13 protein-coding genes, 1 tRNA gene and 1 rRNA gene are annotated in these 16,197 nt (G+C 44.5%); 8 read left to right on the top strand and 7 right to left on the bottom strand.

Going from position 1 to position 16,197, the window contains the following annotated elements; translation table 11 throughout:
* Positions 1 to 21: 21 nt before the first annotated feature.
* From BST85_RS04650 to BST85_RS04640, 3 genes are all read right to left on the bottom strand, one after another.
* Positions 22 to 95, bottom strand: a tRNA-Ile gene (locus BST85_RS04650).
* Positions 96 to 198: 103 nt separating this feature from the next.
* Positions 199 to 1,720, bottom strand: a 16S ribosomal RNA gene (locus BST85_RS04645).
* A gap of 483 nt (positions 1,721 to 2,203) precedes the next feature.
* The gene (locus BST85_RS04640) at positions 2,204 to 2,836 is read right to left on the bottom strand and encodes a DUF4294 domain-containing protein (RefSeq protein WP_245917635.1); all 633 of its coding nucleotides are present in this window, start codon (positions 2,834 to 2,836) and stop codon (positions 2,204 to 2,206) included.
* Between the two features lie 156 nt (positions 2,837 to 2,992).
* Between BST85_RS04640 and BST85_RS04635 the strand changes: the two genes are divergently transcribed.
* Genes BST85_RS04635 through BST85_RS04625 form a run of 3 tightly spaced genes read left to right on the top strand, consistent with a single transcriptional unit; the run spans position 2,993 to position 6,531 of the window.
* A complete protein-coding gene (locus BST85_RS04635) occupies positions 2,993 to 4,078 on the top strand; it encodes a M42 family metallopeptidase (RefSeq protein ID WP_104812194.1) in 1,086 nt (361 codons plus the stop codon).
* 59 nt (positions 4,079 to 4,137) lie between these two features.
* On the top strand, positions 4,138 to 5,571 hold the full coding sequence (locus BST85_RS04630; protein WP_104812193.1) for an MBOAT family O-acyltransferase: 1,434 nt from the start codon (positions 4,138 to 4,140) through the stop codon (positions 5,569 to 5,571).
* 9 nt (positions 5,572 to 5,580) lie between these two features.
* The gene (locus tag BST85_RS04625) at positions 5,581 to 6,531 is read left to right on the top strand and encodes an SGNH/GDSL hydrolase family protein (RefSeq protein ID WP_146090650.1); all 951 of its coding nucleotides are present in this window, start codon (positions 5,581 to 5,583) and stop codon (positions 6,529 to 6,531) included.
* On the opposite strand, the gene BST85_RS04620 is transcribed toward BST85_RS04625, so the two are convergent.
* Positions 6,495 to 7,877 (bottom strand): alanine/glycine:cation symporter family protein, encoded by a 1,383-nt coding sequence (locus BST85_RS04620; protein WP_104812191.1) that lies wholly within the window; start codon positions 7,875 to 7,877, stop codon positions 6,495 to 6,497. The genes BST85_RS04625 and BST85_RS04620 overlap by 37 nt on opposite strands.
* A gap of 70 nt (positions 7,878 to 7,947) precedes the next feature.
* On the opposite strand from BST85_RS04620, the gene BST85_RS04615 reads away from it, so the two are divergent.
* Positions 7,948 to 9,198, top strand: coding sequence for an acyloxyacyl hydrolase (locus tag BST85_RS04615; protein WP_104812190.1), 1,251 nt, complete (start codon positions 7,948 to 7,950; stop codon positions 9,196 to 9,198).
* Here BST85_RS04615 and BST85_RS04610 read toward each other — a convergent pair.
* Positions 9,195 to 10,151 (bottom strand): phosphoribosylaminoimidazolesuccinocarboxamide synthase, encoded by a 957-nt coding sequence (locus BST85_RS04610; protein WP_104812189.1) that lies wholly within the window; start codon positions 10,149 to 10,151, stop codon positions 9,195 to 9,197. The two genes, BST85_RS04615 and BST85_RS04610, sit on opposite strands and share 4 nt — an antisense overlap.
* Before the next feature lies 1 nt (position 10,152).
* Entirely contained in the window at positions 10,153 to 11,106 is a 954-nt protein-coding gene (locus BST85_RS04605) for a PhoH family protein (protein ID WP_104812188.1), read from the bottom strand.
* Between the two features lie 109 nt (positions 11,107 to 11,215).
* Between BST85_RS04605 and BST85_RS04600 the strand changes: the two genes are divergently transcribed.
* From BST85_RS04600 to dnaN, 4 genes are all read left to right on the top strand, one after another.
* The gene (locus BST85_RS04600; protein WP_104813901.1) at positions 11,216 to 12,052 is read left to right on the top strand and encodes an SAM hydrolase/SAM-dependent halogenase family protein; all 837 of its coding nucleotides are present in this window, start codon (positions 11,216 to 11,218) and stop codon (positions 12,050 to 12,052) included.
* A complete protein-coding gene (gene gldF, locus BST85_RS04595) occupies positions 12,049 to 12,765 on the top strand; it encodes a gliding motility-associated ABC transporter permease subunit GldF (protein ID WP_104812187.1) in 717 nt (238 codons plus the stop codon). The genes BST85_RS04600 and gldF overlap by 4 nt, the downstream gene beginning before the upstream one ends.
* On the top strand, positions 12,762 to 14,456 hold the full coding sequence (gene gldG, locus BST85_RS04590) for a gliding motility-associated ABC transporter substrate-binding protein GldG (RefSeq protein WP_104812186.1): 1,695 nt from the start codon (positions 12,762 to 12,764) through the stop codon (positions 14,454 to 14,456). Before gldF ends, gldG begins: the two co-directional genes overlap by 4 nt.
* 112 nt (positions 14,457 to 14,568) lie before the next feature.
* A complete protein-coding gene (dnaN, locus tag BST85_RS04585; protein WP_104812185.1) occupies positions 14,569 to 15,687 on the top strand; it encodes a DNA polymerase III subunit beta in 1,119 nt (372 codons plus the stop codon).
* Between the two features lie 55 nt (positions 15,688 to 15,742).
* Here the strand turns inward: dnaN and BST85_RS04580 are convergent, their stop codons facing one another.
* Positions 15,743 to 16,108 carry a DUF4870 domain-containing protein gene (locus tag BST85_RS04580; RefSeq protein WP_104812184.1) on the bottom strand — a complete coding sequence of 122 codons (366 nt, stop codon included), beginning with the start codon at positions 16,106 to 16,108 and terminating at the stop codon, positions 15,743 to 15,745.
* Between the last annotated feature and the right edge of the window lie 89 nt (positions 16,109 to 16,197).

Genomic DNA, 16,197 nt, shown 5'->3' with positions numbered 1-16,197 from the left:
GTTCTTTCAATGAACTCTTCGTAGTCTCGGGCAGACTCGAACTGCCGACCTCTACATTATCAGTGTAGCGCTCTAACCAGCTGAGCTACGAGACTTTCTGTTCCTTATATATCTTAATAAAATTGACAGCTAAACTAAGTAGAGCCCCTTGACTCTCTCTTAACGGATTTGTCTTCTAAAGGTTAGAAACATCTCTAGAAAGGAGGTGTTCCAGCCGCACCTTCCGGTACGGCTACCTTGTTACGACTTAGCCCCAGTTACTAGTTTTACCCTAGGCAGCTCCTTACGGTCACCGACTTCAGGTACCCCCAGCTTCCATGGCTTGACGGGCGGTGTGTACAAGGCCCGGGAACGTATTCACCGGATCATGGCTGATATCCGATTACTAGCGATTCCAGCTTCACGGAGTCGAGTTGCAGACTCCGATCCGAACTGTGACCGGTTTTATAGATTCGCTCCCCCTCACGGGGTGGCTGCTCACTGTACCGGCCATTGTAGCACGTGTGTAGCCCAGGACGTAAGGGCCGTGATGATTTGACGTCATCCCCACCTTCCTCACGGTTTGCACCGGCAGTCTTGTTAGAGTTCCCGACATTACTCGATGGCAACTAACAACAGGGGTTGCGCTCGTTATAGGACTTAACCTGACACCTCACGGCACGAGCTGACGACAACCATGCAGCACCTTGTAAATTGTCCGAAGAAAAAGGTGTTTCCACCCCTGTCAACTTACATTTAAGCCCTGGTAAGGTTCCTCGCGTATCATCGAATTAAACCACATGCTCCACCGCTTGTGCGGGCCCCCGTCAATTCCTTTGAGTTTCATTCTTGCGAACGTACTCCCCAGGTGGGATACTTATCACTTTCGCTTAGCCACTGAACCCGAAAGTCCAACAGCTAGTATCCATCGTTTACGGCGTGGACTACCAGGGTATCTAATCCTGTTCGCTCCCCACGCTTTCGTCCCTCAGCGTCAATATACTGTTAGTGATCTGCCTTCGCAATTGGTATTCTATGTAATATCTATGCATTTCACCGCTACACTACATATTCTAACCACTTCACAGTAATTCAAGACAACCAGTATCAAGGGCAATTTTACGGTTGAGCCGCAAACTTTCACCCCTGACTTAATTGCCCGCCTACGGACCCTTTAAACCCAATGATTCCGGATAACGCTCGGACCCTCCGTATTACCGCGGCTGCTGGCACGGAGTTAGCCGGTCCTTATTCTTACAGTACCGTCAAGCTCCCTCACGAGGGAGTGTTTCTTCCTGTATAAAAGCAGTTTACAACCCATAGGGCCGTCTTCCTGCACGCGGCATGGCTGGTTCAGGCTCTCGCCCATTGACCAATATTCCTCACTGCTGCCTCCCGTAGGAGTCTGGTCCGTGTCTCAGTACCAGTGTGGGGGATCCCCCTCTCAGGGCCCCTACCTATCGTCGTCTTGGTGAGCCGTTACCTCACCAACAAACTAATAGGACGCATACTCATCTTACACCGTAACCTTTAATGTATGTACCATGCGATACTAACATTCTATGGGGTATTAATCTTCATTTCTAAAGGCTATCCCCCAGTGTAAGGCAGATTGTATACGCGTTACGCACCCGTGCGCCGGTCGTCAGCGGATTGCAAGCAATCCCTGTTACCCCTCGACTTGCATGTGTTAGGCCTGCCGCTAGCGTTCATCCTGAGCCAGGATCAAACTCTTCATCGTCAAATCTTAAATAATTTTAATCTCTAACAATCAAAAGCCAAACCCAAAAGAATCTCAGAAACGTCTACTTAGTTTAGTTTTCGATACAAGCTGGATCGTTTCCAATCCAAGCTCATACGCTGTCAATTTCAATAATCTCAAAGATCTTTCCGCTTATCAAAAACAACATCCCTGTCGTTTTTAGCGGCTGCAAATATACAATCGCTTTTTTGATTCTACCAAAATAAAAATGGCAAATTTGAATCATTAGTTATCAACAATTCGTAAACAACTCAGAACCCAATAATTACAGATCAAAAAAAGTTTGATTTCTCTAATCCTATTGGTCTTGAATCCCAAGCGCGCAACTCTACGCTTCCTACACTCTATTCTGCAGGACGCCAGATGCTACTCGATTATGCTGAAAAAAATAAAAGAGCGAACACGCAAGATACGAGAATAATTAATTCCTGACAATACCCTAATTACGTATTTATCAACAAACTACTGATCGTTCCAATGGGATTTCAAGTCCAGGAAGTCTATATCAAATGCCGGTGCTCGCCGCTCCAGCAAACTAGCTTGAAAAGAACGCTCTAAAATATCCTCTATCAAATAGTCTTCCTTCACATCAAAAGGCTTGTACTCTTCCTTGAGTGATATGTCAAACATACTAGCCGTGGTATTGTACCAGAATGCACGCCATCCAGATCGCAACTGCTTAACCAATTCGAAGGCAGTCTGACCTGTTTGACGGTAGATTAACTTCACGAGGATCTGCCCTTCTGTTCGTGTAAATTTTTTTAATGTTTCGGAGAATTCCCCTTCAATATATTTCTGGACCCGTTTGGTATACTTTTTACGGTCCCCTTTCTTTTCTATAGTTTCGAGCCGGGCGTTCATCACCTGCAACCGTTCTGCAGCCATCTTGGCATATGGGTATACCTTTCTGGTCTTTCGCCTTAGAATTAGATATCTTCGACGGTCTTCTTTCGAAGTGAATTCCAATTTATTCAGCAATACCACTTCTTCCAAATCGATGAACTCCCTGGGAATGGTATCACCTTCAATGATATAATAGAAAGTCTCCAAAGAGTCTTTACGCTCCTTGTATTCCGTCAACGTCTGGGCGCTCATGACGTAACAGCCAAGACAAATCAATATGAAGGCAACTAATCGCATGGATCAAAATCTGGCGTGATAAGTATCCCTTAAAAACCGTTCCAAAAATACTATTTTCACCCTGATGACTTCCTAAGAATTACTTAATTTTGATCATCAAAAAATTACTTTATGGCCCGATCCATCCTCACTAAACAATCACTAAATTTTCTTGAAAACTATTTAAACAATGCAGCACCGACCGGCTACGAATGGAACGGTCAAAAACTGTGGATGGAATATCTCGAGCCCTATGTGGACGAATTCATGACGGACACTTATGGTACTGCTGTTGCCGTAATCAATCCGGATGCAGAATACCGAGTGGTCATAGAGGGACACGCCGATGAAATATCCTGGTATGTCAATTATATCAGTGAGAATGGATTGCTCTATGTCATTCGAAATGGAGGAAGTGATCATCAGATCGCTCCTTCGAAAGTGGTCAATATCCACACGGAAAAAGGCATCGTCCCTGGCGTGTTTGGTTGGCCTGCCATCCATACCAGGAGCCGGGCGAAGGAAGAACCACCCAAGCCTGAGAACATCTTTATTGATATAGGAGCTAAAAACAAAAAGGAGGTAGAGAAGATGGGGGTGCATGTCGGTTGTGTGATAACCTACCCCGATCAGTTTCATATTTTGAACAAAGATAAATTTGTCTGTAGGGCCTTAGACAACCGTATGGGTGGATTTATGATCGCAGAAGTTGCGCGGCTGCTGCACAAAAACAAAATGAAGCTGCCATTTGGTCTCTACATAACAAACTCTGTCCAAGAAGAGATCGGTCTGCGAGGAGCCGAAATGATAGCCGCCAGACTAAAACCTCAAGTGGCCATAGTCACTGATGTGACCCATGACACAACAACTCCAATGATCGATAAAAAGAAACAGGGACTGGCTAAAATTGGTGATGGACCTGTCATTGCCTATGCTCCTGCCGTGCAGCAAAAGCTCCGTGATTTGATCATATCAGCCGCCACGGACAACGACATCCCATTCCAGCGAGCAGCTCTATCCCGTGCTACCGGAACGGATACGGATGCCTTCGCATACAGCAATGAAGGGGTAGCAAGCGCATTGATCTCCCTCCCGCTGAGATATATGCATACCACTGTAGAGATGGTTCACAAGAGCGATGTAGAGAACGTGATCAAACTGATCTATGAGTCCCTGCTAAAAATAGAGCCAGGAAATACCTTTAGCTATTTCGAATAACCCTCAAATTCGGCTCTAGAATCTACACTTTACTATCTTTACGGCAAAGGCACTAGTTCTTGCTCTTCAATTCCTTTGATTTCGGTCTATTTCTCGTTGTGGTCTACAGCCTGTATTGGTTGATAGGTACCAAGAAGAGGAATGTACAGAACATACTTATTCTTGTCTCCAGCTACTTCTTCTATGGCCAATGGGACTGGCGCTTCTTATTTCTTTTACTGGCCAGTTCCCTTATCGATTTTTATGGCGCATTGGCTATACACCAGTCTTCATCGAAGAAGTGGAGAAAATTTTATCTCTGGCATAACGTCTTTTGGAATATTGGTGTGCTTATATTATTTAAGTATTACGACTTCTTTTTGAGAAGTTTTTATCAGATGTTGGGACAGGAATTCGAGCCCGGAACATTTAGTCTAATGAATGTCTTGATCCCTGTCGGATTGAGCTTTTACACTTTTCAGACTTTAAGTTATACCATCGATGTTTACAGGGGTCGAATAGAACCTAGTAAGAAGCTGCTGGATTTTATGTGCTTCGCCAGTTTTTTCCCGCAACTCGTGGCTGGACCTATTGAACGATCCAACAAATTGTTACCTCAATTTTCCAATCACAGATCATTTGACAAGGAAGGCCAGAAAGATGGGCTGAGAAGGATTCTCTGGGGGTTGTTTAAAAAGATCGTGATTGCAGACAATGCTGGTATTGGAGCCAACATCGTATTTGATGGATATCAGGATTTCAATTCGCCCATGCTTTTCTATGGTATTTTCCTTTTTACCGTTCAGATCTATTGTGATTTTACAGGGTATACGGATATCGCGTTGGGTACGGCCCGCTTGTTTGGGTTTCGCTTAAGTGAGAATTTCAGGCTCCCCTATTTAGCCAAAAGTATGTCCGAATTCTGGCAGCGCTGGCACATTACACTAACCAGATGGTTTACCGACTATTTATATTTCCCGCTGATCAAAACCAAACTTCTGCCAATTGGTGTCCTCAGACCTCTTGCGATCATAATCACCATGCTCTTGGTTGGATTATGGCACGGACCAAATTGGACATTTATTGTACTCGGATTATTCGACGGAATAATGATCCTCTTAGAAAGAATGCGCCTTCCCTTCGGCAAAAGAAGTTTGCTCCAGTTCCTAAACCGGGTGACACGTGCCGTTTCACTTGGCTACTTTATTGTCATTGTGGCCATACACAACTTACTGTTTAGGGCAGAATCTCTAGAGCAAGCCTGGAAGATGATAATTGGGATCTCTAGTTTAAGTTTCGGAGGAACATATACACTCCTGGTTAGTTTTTGGACGCTTCTATTTGTAGTACTTATGGTTGTTTTGGAACTTTGGGCGAGAAGAAGGGTACATCCCCTTCAAAGGCTTGAAGAAGTTTTACGCACCCCAGTGCGATGGGCAATATATTATGTAATGATCTTTTGTATTTTATGGTTGTCCAGTTCAAAAGACCCATTTATTTACTTTCAATTCTAATTGTCAATTTTGAACAAAAAATTCATTTACGGATTAGTATTCTTTTTCACTCCCATAATTGGTTTGTATTTGTTTGGTGAGTATCATAGCTACCTCCTGTTTGATGAACAACGAACATTGGTTCAAAGAATTAATAAATCCTCCATTTTAGTTACAGGATCTTCTCAATTACGTGAAGCGGTCATACCTTGCCAATTATCGTCAGAGGCATTGGACCTTTCTTTCGGAAATAAACAGCATCTGCACGACCGACTGACCATGGATTATCTTCGAAGTAATTATCCGGGCAAAATCAAAGTTGTCATCCTTGAATTATCCTATGAACATTTAGAGGTCCCACACAGAACAAAGAAAAGTCGACAAAATTATATGTATAGATTTTACGACGCCAAGACTAATAACAAGCCTTATGGTCCTTGGAACAATCTTCTCTTTTACAAGAGACCTAGCGTTATGTTTAAACGTTATTTGAAATTTAACAGGAAACGAAAGGAAGTCGATGCCGCCGAATATTGCTACGAATATTTTCGGCCGGGACCAGGGAAATTTGACTTAGTTAACCATCAAGATCCGCTGATTGTTGAGGACATTGATTTCTTTGAGCAGCGACCACCTAATCCACAAGTTTATCGCAAAAACCTCGACTATCTTCTAAGTTTCCTCCAAGAACTTGAGGAAGACCAAATTGTGACAATTATCGTAATAACACCTAAACATGAAACTTATATAAGAAATATGAATTCTGAGATTAGAGTAAGGCGAGATAGGGCTATTCAAATTATCAAAGAAAGATTTCCGAAAATACGTTTTGTCAATAAGGAATTAGATACGACGAATTACAAAACGGCCGATTTTAAGGATCACAATCATCTGAACAATAAAGGAGCACAACAATTTACTAGATCCTTGGATTCCACAATTAATCAGCTCCTTTTAGAAAACGATATACGGCTGAAATAATCCCGACTGGCTTTTACGACACGAGGTGCGAGTATTAGTGTAGATAGCATGGTTGGTATAGCCATCAAAGCGAAGAAGGTATCGATCAGGTTGATCATCAAACTCAATGAAGTGGTTGCTCCTATGATTATACTCAAGATATAGAAGTAGACATAGTATCTCTTACTTCCAACGCCGAAAAGAAAGGACATACATTTGGAACCATAATAAGAGTAAGAGAAAACAGAAGAAATACTGAAAATAACAATGCACAGCAACAATACGTATTGCCCAACTCCCGGTAGGGCATTTTCAAACGCGGTTGCCGTCAAACTCACCCCATTGGCATCACTAGTCTGCCATACCCCGGTTACCAGGATGGTCAATGCTGTAAGTGTACAAACTATCAAGGTATCTATTGCAGGTCCTAACATGGCAACCAAACCTTCACGGACGGGTTCGTTGGTCTTAGCTGCCCCATGGGCCATGGGCGCAGTACCGATACCGGCTTCGTTCGAAAAAGCCCCTCTGCGTATTCCGAGTAGGATGATCCCGCCAATGACTCCTCCTAAAAAGGCATCACCTTGATAGAATTGAGCGGAGAATGCATCGGTAAAGATCAGTTTGAAGTAATATGGAACCTGTTCCATATTCATTCCGAGAATCGTTATGACCGCCAGGAAATAGATCAATACCATCGAAGGTACTAGTCGCTCGGCGGTACGAGAGATCCTGGACAATCCTCCTAATATGACAATGGCTGTAACCGTCGCCAAAATAATTCCCACCACAAGATTGCTTTGGAAACCCTGATACCATCCTATGGGTTTTAGCAGTATGTCATTAATGGCTTGTGTCAGCTGATTTACATTAAAAACCGGCAATGCTCCAATTAATCCCGAAACACTGAACATGACCGCCAAAGGCATCCACTTTTTACCCAAACCTTCTCGTATGAAATACATGGGACCTCCCTGTAGTTGTCCTTCACTATCCTTCCCACGAAACAAGATGGCTAAGGTTGCGGTGAAGAATTTAGTATTCATCCCTATTAAGGCACTCACCCACATCCAAAAAACTGCACCAGGTCCACCAATGGCAATAGCAACTGCAACAGAGGCAATGTTCCCCATCCCAACCGTTGCGCTCAAGGCTGTAGTCAAGGCCTGGAAATGTGAGATCTGACCTTCGTCATTCTCGTCGTCGTACTTGCCACGCAATACAGCTATTGCGTGCCCCAGATATCGAAAGGGTATGAATCGAATTCTAAATAACAGGTAAATCCCTCCTCCTATCAGTATGATCAATAAAGGTAATCCCCATGCAAGGGAAGAAAGTTGGGCGACAAATTTCTCAAGATTCTCCAAGAGGGATAGGTTGCCTGGCTAATGTACTTTAAATTTTATAATTGATCAGAGATGTTTTTCTTTGTAGTCTATGATACGGCAACTAACCTATCTCCTACTCATCCTGCCTTTCTGTTTGTTGGGTCAGGAAACTGAAAACCAATCGACCTTTTTTTGGACCCCGGAGATCATGATCGGGCAGTCCGCAGAGGCCAACGAGGACTTTCCGGAGCGCTCCTTGCAATGGCAGGCACTGGTTAACCTGAGTTGGTCCAATAGCCAAAATCAACAAGAGTGGGCACAAAGACTGAAAGGTCCTCTTGTTGGGCTCAGCATTGGATATACCAATTACGGCAACAACCGGGAACTGGGAGGTTCGTATTCATTACTTCCCTTTATAGAATTTAACGTCTTTAACCAACGGCGGCTTACGGTCTTGGCGGCAATGGGGATTTCGTATTTCGATACCAAATTCGACGCAGTTACTAATCCAAATAACCGTGCGATTACCACCGATCTGGTCTGGTCTTTCAAAACCTTTATGTACTACAGGCTTCTACAGAGTCAGCGGATTAATTGGAAAATAGGTGTGGGCTACAATCATCATTCCAACGGCCACACCCGACTACCCAACCAAGGGATCAACTCTTTTCTGCTAAGTGTATCTGCCGAGATCGACCCAGCCGAAGATCGAACCGAGCCTTGGGAACAATTTGATCGCAGTCGCTATAGTATTTTCTCTGGCCGCGCCGGATATGGGATAAACGTACTCTCCGAAGCATTCAACGACAAAAAGCCTGTCTATTCAGTTATGGTAGAATACGGTAAGGTTTACAATAACACCTGGAAATGGACAGCTGGGATCTTCTACCGATTTTATCAGCACTATTACGACTATATCAATGATGAAGAATCCTTGGTGCAGCCTGGACGGGAATTTGAGTCCTTCACCTCTGCTCCTGGATGGAATGCTTCCAATATAGGGATCATGGGATCAGGTGAAGTATTGCTGAATCACGTTGGTATAGAAGTTGGAATAGGCCTTAATATTCATAAACCGGCCTACAAGATCGACTGGCGCATCAATCAGGGATGGGACAATACTCCTGCAGACATTCCGGAATTCTGGCAATTGGGGGAATTTGACACTAAATTTCGCTTGAAACACGCCGTTGCAACCCGACTGGGTTTAAAGTATTATTTGTGGCCCACCAAAGAATTCAGGAACAATAATCTGTACATCGCCTTTCATATCAATGCCAACCTGGGGCAAGCCGATTATACGGAAGTCAGCCTAGGCTATATCCATCAATTCGATCTGATCAAAGGAGAAAAGAACTAAGCTCTTTGGCTTAGGTAGGTAGTCACATTTTTTTCGATGCGAGCTTGAATATCGCTGACATCAGCCTTTTCGAAAGTTTCACCGGTAATGTTCTCATATAGTTCGATATAACGATCCGAAACCGTGTCGATGTATTCATCCGTCATTTCAGGAACTTGCTGACCTTCCAACCCCTGAAACCCATTCTGGATTAACCACTGCCGCACAAATTCCTTAGAGAGTTGCTTTTGGGCCTCTCCCCTTTCCTGTCTTTCCTGGTAACCTTCTGCATAGAAATACCTGGAAGAATCCGGGGTGTGGATCTCATCGATCAGGACGATCTTGCCATCCTTGGTCTTACCAAACTCGTATTTGGTATCAACCAGTATAAGCCCTCTCTTGGCCGCGATCTCCGTGCCGCGATTAAATAGTTTACGCGTGTAATCTTCCAGTTGCAGATAATCCGCTTCTGAAACTATTCCTCTCTCCAGGATTTCTTCCCGGGAAATATCCTCGTCGTGATCGCCTTTTTCGGCCTTGGTAGCCGGTGTGATAATAGGTTCCGGAAAGGCATCGTTCTCTTTCATTCCATCCGGCATAGGTACCCCGCAAAGAACTCGTTTTCCTGACTTATATTCCCGGGCAGCATGACCACTCATATAGCCCCGAATGACCATTTCTACTTTAAAGGGTGTACAAGCCTCCCCTATGGCCACATTGGGATCTGGAGTTGCTTCTAGCCAATTAGGCACCAGGTCCTGGGTATCGGCCATCATTTTGGTGGCGATCTGATTGAGGATCTGTCCTTTATACGGTATCCCTTTAGGCATTACCACATCAAAGGCACTTAATCGATCTGTTGCGATCATCACCAGCAGATCATTCTCCAGGGTATAAACTTCCCTTACCTTTCCTTTATAGACCGCCTTCTGTCCGGGAAATTGAAAGTTAGTATCGGTGATTGTGCGGCTCATTTTAGTTCCTGTTTTCGATATCCTTGTATGCAGCTATCACCTTCTTGACCAGTCTGTGACGAATCACATCATTGTCGTCCAGGTGAACCATCCCAACTCCGTCCACATCCTTCAATATGAGTAGTGCTTCTTTTAGCCCGGAGATAACTCGGCGGGGAAGATCGATCTGTCCGGGATCTCCTGTGATCATGAATTTCGCATTCCGTCCCATACGGGTGAGGAACATTTTCATCTGGGCATGTGTAGTATTCTGAGCCTCGTCCAGGATCACAAAGGCATCATCCAGTGTACGTCCCCGCATAAAGGCCATGGGTGCAATCTGTATCACTCCTTTTTCAATGTGATTATCGAGTTTCTCGGCAGGGATCATGTCCCTCAAGGCGTCGTATAGCGGTTGCATGTAAGGATCCAACTTTTCCCTGAGGTCACCCGGCAAGAAACCCAGGTTTTCCCCAGCCTCAACTGCTGGCCGCGTCAAGATGATGCGTCTGACCTGTTTTTCCTTTAATGCTTTAACCGCCAAGGCCACCCCGGTATAGGTCTTTCCCGTTCCTGCTGGCCCTATAGCGAAGACCATATCATTGGTTCGCATGGCATTGACCAATTTCTGCTGGTTAGGTGTTCGCGCTTTAATCAGACGACCACTAACTCCATGAACCAATACTTCATCACTGGCTTTTGGGGATTGTTCGTGCTCTATTGTATCCACCATGAGTAATCGCTCAATGGTATGCTCGTCCAAGGTGTTGTATTTACCAAAATGATCCAGCATCATGCTGATGCGGGTGTCAAATTCTTCCAATACTTCTTCATCACCGTAAGCCTTTAACTTACTTCCGCGGGCAACCAGTTTTAATTTAGGAAAGTACTTCTTGAGTAGATCAATGTGGGCATTTTGAAGTCCGAAGAATTCGCGTGGATTTACTTCGGTCAATTCGATAATAAGTTCGTTCAAAAGGCGGTTATATTTAGTGTTAAGGGGTTGAAGTAAATATAGTTTTTCTCTTTGCAAACTTACCGTATTTTTGAGGGTCGAGTATGAACAAATTATCAACAATTCCAGTATGCCAATAATCACCCTCACCACCGACTTTGGTGAGAAAGATCATTTTGCCGGAACGGTCAAAGGAGCCATTTATTCCGAGCTGGAAGATGTCCGGATTGTCGATATATCTCATTCTGTAGATCCCTTTCATTTAATGGAAGCGGCCTATATCATCCAAAACGCCTACAAGAGCTTTCCTCCGGGCACTATCCACATAATTGGTATAGATAGCGAATTGAACCCGGAGAATAAGCACATTGCGGTATTACTAGATGGACATTTCTTTATCTGCGCGAACAATGGCATCATCTCGATGCTCACTTCACAGATCAGGCCGGAAAAGATCGTAGAGATCAATATCCACGACCGGATAGAAAGTAATTTCCCAGTCCTGGACGTCTTTGTTAAGGTGGCCTGTCATATTGCTCGGGGTGGTACACTGGAAGTGATCGGCAAGAATATAGAGAAGATCAAGCAACTTACGGGTATAAAACCCGTTGTTAACCCTGAGAACAACCAGATCATAGGCAATGTGATCTACATTGATAACTACGGTAACGTGATCTCTAATATTTCGCGCACACTTTTCGAAAAAATTGGTAAAGGACGTGATTTCGTCATCTCGGCCAGGACAGCCAACTTCAAGACCATCCACACCCATTACAGTGATGCTATCAACTTTGATCTGCCCCATGAAAAGCGGGAGGAAGATGGTAAGAAACTAGCGCTTTGGAATGCTTCCGGTTATCTGGAATTGGCCATCTACAAGAGCAACCCCAATACGGTAGGTAGTGCTTCTACGCTTTTTGGTCTAGCTTATCGGGATACTATCACCATTAACTTCAGCGGAAAATGATAGCAGTTGCAAGGCGTGAGATCAGTTATTTCTTTTCCTCGGCTACCGGGTACCTGGTCATTGGGTTATTCCTGCTGACCAGCGGTCTTTTTCTCTGGGTCTTCCCAGGGGATTATCAAATCCTGGATGCTGGCTTTGCCGACCTGGGTGCCTTTTTTGACCTGGCTCCCCTATTGATGTTGATCCTGATCCCGGGTATTTGTATGAGGAGCATTAGCGAGGAGAGGCGCATGGGTACTTTACAGATGTTACTGACCAGGCCTATTTCCACCTGGCAATTGGTGCTTGGTAAATTTACAGGTGCTTTTCTGCTGATGCTACTGGCCCTGATTCCCACTTTAACGTATGTCTGGACCATATCCGAAATGAGCCTGATTCCAGGAAACTGGGATCTAGGTGTTGTTCTTGGATCTTATTTCGGTTTGCTATTTCTGGCAGCTGCCTATACTGCTATTGGCCTTTTCTGTTCTTCTCTAAGTAGCAATCAGATCGTAGCATTCCTGATGGCGGTCATTCTGATCTTCCTGATCTATTTCGGCTTGAACTCGCTAACCGAACTCAGTGGTCAGGAGATATTCAGCAAACTGGGGATGCAGTCCCATTTTGACAGTATGTCTCGTGGGGTACTGGATAGTGATGATCTCATTTATTTCCTAACGGTCACCATCCTTTTTTTATGGATGACTAAAATCAGTCTGGAAAGTAAGAGATGAGCAGGTTACTGAAACATATTCGCAAGGACTCATTGCTGCTTATTGGCTTGCTGATCCTTTTATTCTTAGGTCAACGCGTACATCTGAGGGTAGATCTCACGCAGGATAGTCGCTATACCTTATCCGAGGTGAGCGAAGAACTTTGTGAACAAATCCAAGAAGATCTGATCATCGAAGTCTTTATGGGAGGTGCCTTACCGGCAGAGTTCATGAAACTAAGGGCCGAGACCGATCAATTATTGGCAGAATATCAGAGCGAGAACGAAAGCTTGTTCTATCGCATGGTCGATCCCTTGGCAGACGAAGCAGAACCAGAGGTTATCCAGCAGCAACTGGCCCAGTCAGGGCTTACCCCTGTTCAGGTGGATGTACAAAGGAGTGGCCGTCTTACATCGGAATTGGTCTACCCATGGGCCCTGGCCTATTATCAAGGGAGGACTGTCAAAATCCAATTGTTAAAGAACAACCTGGGGTCCACAACTGGAGACCGGATTAACAGTTCGATTCAAAATTTGGAATATGCCATCAGCGAAGCTCTGTCCAAATTGGTCCAACCCAAGAGTAAGAAAGTAGCGGTGTTAAAAGGAAATGGTCAGACCTCAGATCGTTATATAGCCGATTTCTTCGGATCACTTCGGGAGTATTATTACATAGCACCCTTCACCCTGGATTCCGTTGCCATAGATGCTGTTGGAACCCTGGAGGACCTGAACGATTTTGATCTTGTTGTAAGCGCAGGGCCTACAGAGGCATTTACAGACCAAGAAAGATATGTCTTAGACCAGTATCAGTTGCAAGGTGGTCGTTCACTCTGGTTAGTCGACGGTGCCTTTCACCAAACTGATAGCCTAAGCGGAAATAACTTTGCCTTCCCACAGGATCTGAACCTAAACGATTTCTTTTTCCGATATGGGGTCAGGATCAATCCAAACCTGGTCAAGGATGTGTATTCGGCTCCCATCCTGTTGGCATCAGGAGCTGATAACCAGGCAGAATTCAACCGTTTCCCCTGGTTTTACTATCCGTTATCAGTTTCTGCAGGAGATCATCCTGTTTCCGTTAACCTGGAAGGCGTGAAGTTTGAGTATACCTCTAGCATGGATACTTTACCCAATCCCTTGGAAAAGACGATTTTGTTAACAAGCTCTCCCCTTTCTAAATTGGTCGGATTGCCTGCGCCTATCGACTTCGACAAGGAGATCCCGGAAAATCTGAAGATCGTGAACGAAGGCCCAGGGCCTCAATTCGGTTTCGATGGAGGTGAGATACCTCTGGCGGTTCTGATCGAAGGCGAGTTTTCTTCTGTGTACAGGAACAGGATAAAACCCTTTACCTACACTGACGGTAAAGATGAGGGTGAATATTCCCGAATGATCGTGATCGCTGACGCTAGTTTGATAAACAATCAATTGGACGGAAATGGCCGACCAGTGGAATTGGGCTTCGATCGATATACCGGGAACATGTATGGAAACAAGGAGTTTTTGCTCAATGCAGTCAATTACTTGCTGGACGATAGCGGACTTATAAACATTCGTTCCAAAGAGGTGAGCATAGCTGTTATGGACCCCGATAAAATTGCGGACCAGCGGCTAAAGTGGCAACTGGTGAACATCCTGGTTCCACTGCTCTTAATGACAGTTCTGGGAATACTATTTCAGTGGTCAAGAAAGCGGCGTTATAGCCGATAAGTGTTGATAAGTTTGTTTTAGCAAACAAGTCAATTCCGATATATTTGTAAGCATTGGTTTTGGGCCGATTTGGCCCTTGTTTTTATTAATTGTTCATTCAAAAGAGGCATTGATGAAATTTATCGTTTCGAGCTCATTATTACTCAAAAAGTTGCAGGTCCTTGGGGGGATCATCAACAGTAACAACACACTCCCCATTTTGGATCATTTTCTCTTTTCACTGGAAGGTTCCTCACTGACGATCTCGGCCTCAGATCTGGAGACCACCATCTCCTCTACCCTGGACGTTGAAAGCAATGAAGGCGGTAGCGTCTGTGTTCCGGCCCGTTTGTTACTGGATACACTGAAGACCTTTCCGGAGCAACCTTTGACCTTCACTGTAGAGGACAATCACACGGTAGAGATCAGTTCCAATCACGGTAAATATGCGCTGGCTTACGCCAATGCAGACGATTTCCCCAATGCGGTCGAATTGAAGGACCCAAGCAGCACCATCATCATGGGGGACATTCTGGCTACTGCCATTGGAAAGACCCTTTTTGCTACGGGTAATGACGATCTACGTCCGGTGATGAGCGGTGTGTTCTTCCAATTGAGTGCGGATGGATTAACCTGGGTTGCCACGGATGCTCACAAGCTGGTGAAATACATGCGTACCGATCTTGCATCAGACTCGGATGCTGAATTCATCATGCCCAAAAAGCCTTTGAACCTCTTGAAATCTATCCTGGCAGGCAGTGAAGAAGAAGTGGTGATCGAATACAATGAAAGCAATGCCAAGTTCAGCTTTGATCAAACCCAACTGGTTTGTCGGCTGATTGATGGTAAATACCCCAATTACGAGGCCGTAATTCCTAAGGAGAATCCAAATAAGTTGACCATTGGTCGGAATCAGTTCCTGAATTCGGTAAAACGGGTGTCCATTTTTTCCAATAAGACCACTCATCAGATTCGGTTAAAGATAGCCGGAGCAGAATTGCAGATCTCTGCAGAGGACATCGACTACAGCAACAAAGCGGACGAGCGTCTTACCTGTGACTATCAGGGAGACGATATGCAGATTGGTTTCAACAGCCGATTCCTTACCGAAATGCTTGGAAATTTAGGTAGTGAAGATGTGTCCCTGGAAATGTCCTTACCCAATCGTGCCGGTATCCTCACACCTATTGACGGACAAGACGAAGGTGAAGAGACCATTATGCTGGTAATGCCTGTAATGCTGAATAGTTAATCGTGAATGGATATTCGTTATTCGACTAACGATTAACTAGTAACCCCGAGTGCATCTAACTGAGAAACCTAATCATCCCAAAATAGCTTGGACTCTCTCCATTGCTGGCCTTAACAGCATTGACAATTGGTAAGACGAATCCGAAGATTCCCAGGAAGATTAGAATAATGATCCCCAGGCCGAGTAACAAAATGGCCGGAATCGCCAGTATGGCGTAAATGATCAGGCTAAGTTGGAAATTGATGATAGCCTTACCATGCTCGTCCATGCCAACAACCTTATCCTTAGAATTGGCCCAGATGATCAATGGAACGATCAATCCACCAAAACCCGTGATATAAGTCAGTAACTGAGTGAGGTGAGTGATGACCAGCAGGGAGTTATCTACCCGCATACTATTTCCATTATTGACGACTTCCATGACGTTTTATTTCTTAAAAGGTTGATTCATTGTATAGGTATTCGATGTCGGCAAAATGTTACACTGTGGCTTAATTTGTATTTTTGCCA

Origin of the sequence: Aureitalea marina (assembly GCF_002943755.1) — a bacterium.
GTDB lineage: Bacteria > Bacteroidota > Bacteroidia > Flavobacteriales > Flavobacteriaceae > Aureitalea > Aureitalea marina.
Note: the sequence above shows the minus strand (reverse complement) of the source record. Positions and strands in the feature narration are given on the sequence as shown.

What these genes read in the sequence shown, in the direction of transcription:
- dnaN (WP_104812185.1), top strand. Translation starts at nt 14,569, where the DNA reads ATGAAATTTATCGTTTCGAGCTCATTATTACTCAAAAAGTTGCAGGTC.
- BST85_RS04600 (WP_104813901.1), top strand. Translation starts at nt 11,216, where the DNA reads ATGCCAATAATCACCCTCACCACCGACTTTGGTGAGAAAGATCATTTT.
- gldF (WP_104812187.1), top strand. Translation starts at nt 12,049, where the DNA reads ATGATAGCAGTTGCAAGGCGTGAGATCAGTTATTTCTTTTCCTCGGCT.
- BST85_RS04610 (WP_104812189.1), bottom strand. Translation starts at nt 10,151, where the DNA reads ATGAGCCGCACAATCACCGATACTAACTTTCAATTTCCCGGACAGAAG.
- BST85_RS04635 (WP_104812194.1), top strand. Translation starts at nt 2,993, where the DNA reads ATGGCCCGATCCATCCTCACTAAACAATCACTAAATTTTCTTGAAAAC.
- BST85_RS04580 (WP_104812184.1), bottom strand. Translation starts at nt 16,108, where the DNA reads ATGGAAGTCGTCAATAATGGAAATAGTATGCGGGTAGATAACTCCCTG.
- BST85_RS04640 (WP_245917635.1), bottom strand. Translation starts at nt 2,836, where the DNA reads ATGAGCGCCCAGACGTTGACGGAATACAAGGAGCGTAAAGACTCTTTG.
- BST85_RS04615 (WP_104812190.1), top strand. Translation starts at nt 7,948, where the DNA reads ATGATACGGCAACTAACCTATCTCCTACTCATCCTGCCTTTCTGTTTG.
- gldG (WP_104812186.1), top strand. Translation starts at nt 12,762, where the DNA reads ATGAGCAGGTTACTGAAACATATTCGCAAGGACTCATTGCTGCTTATT.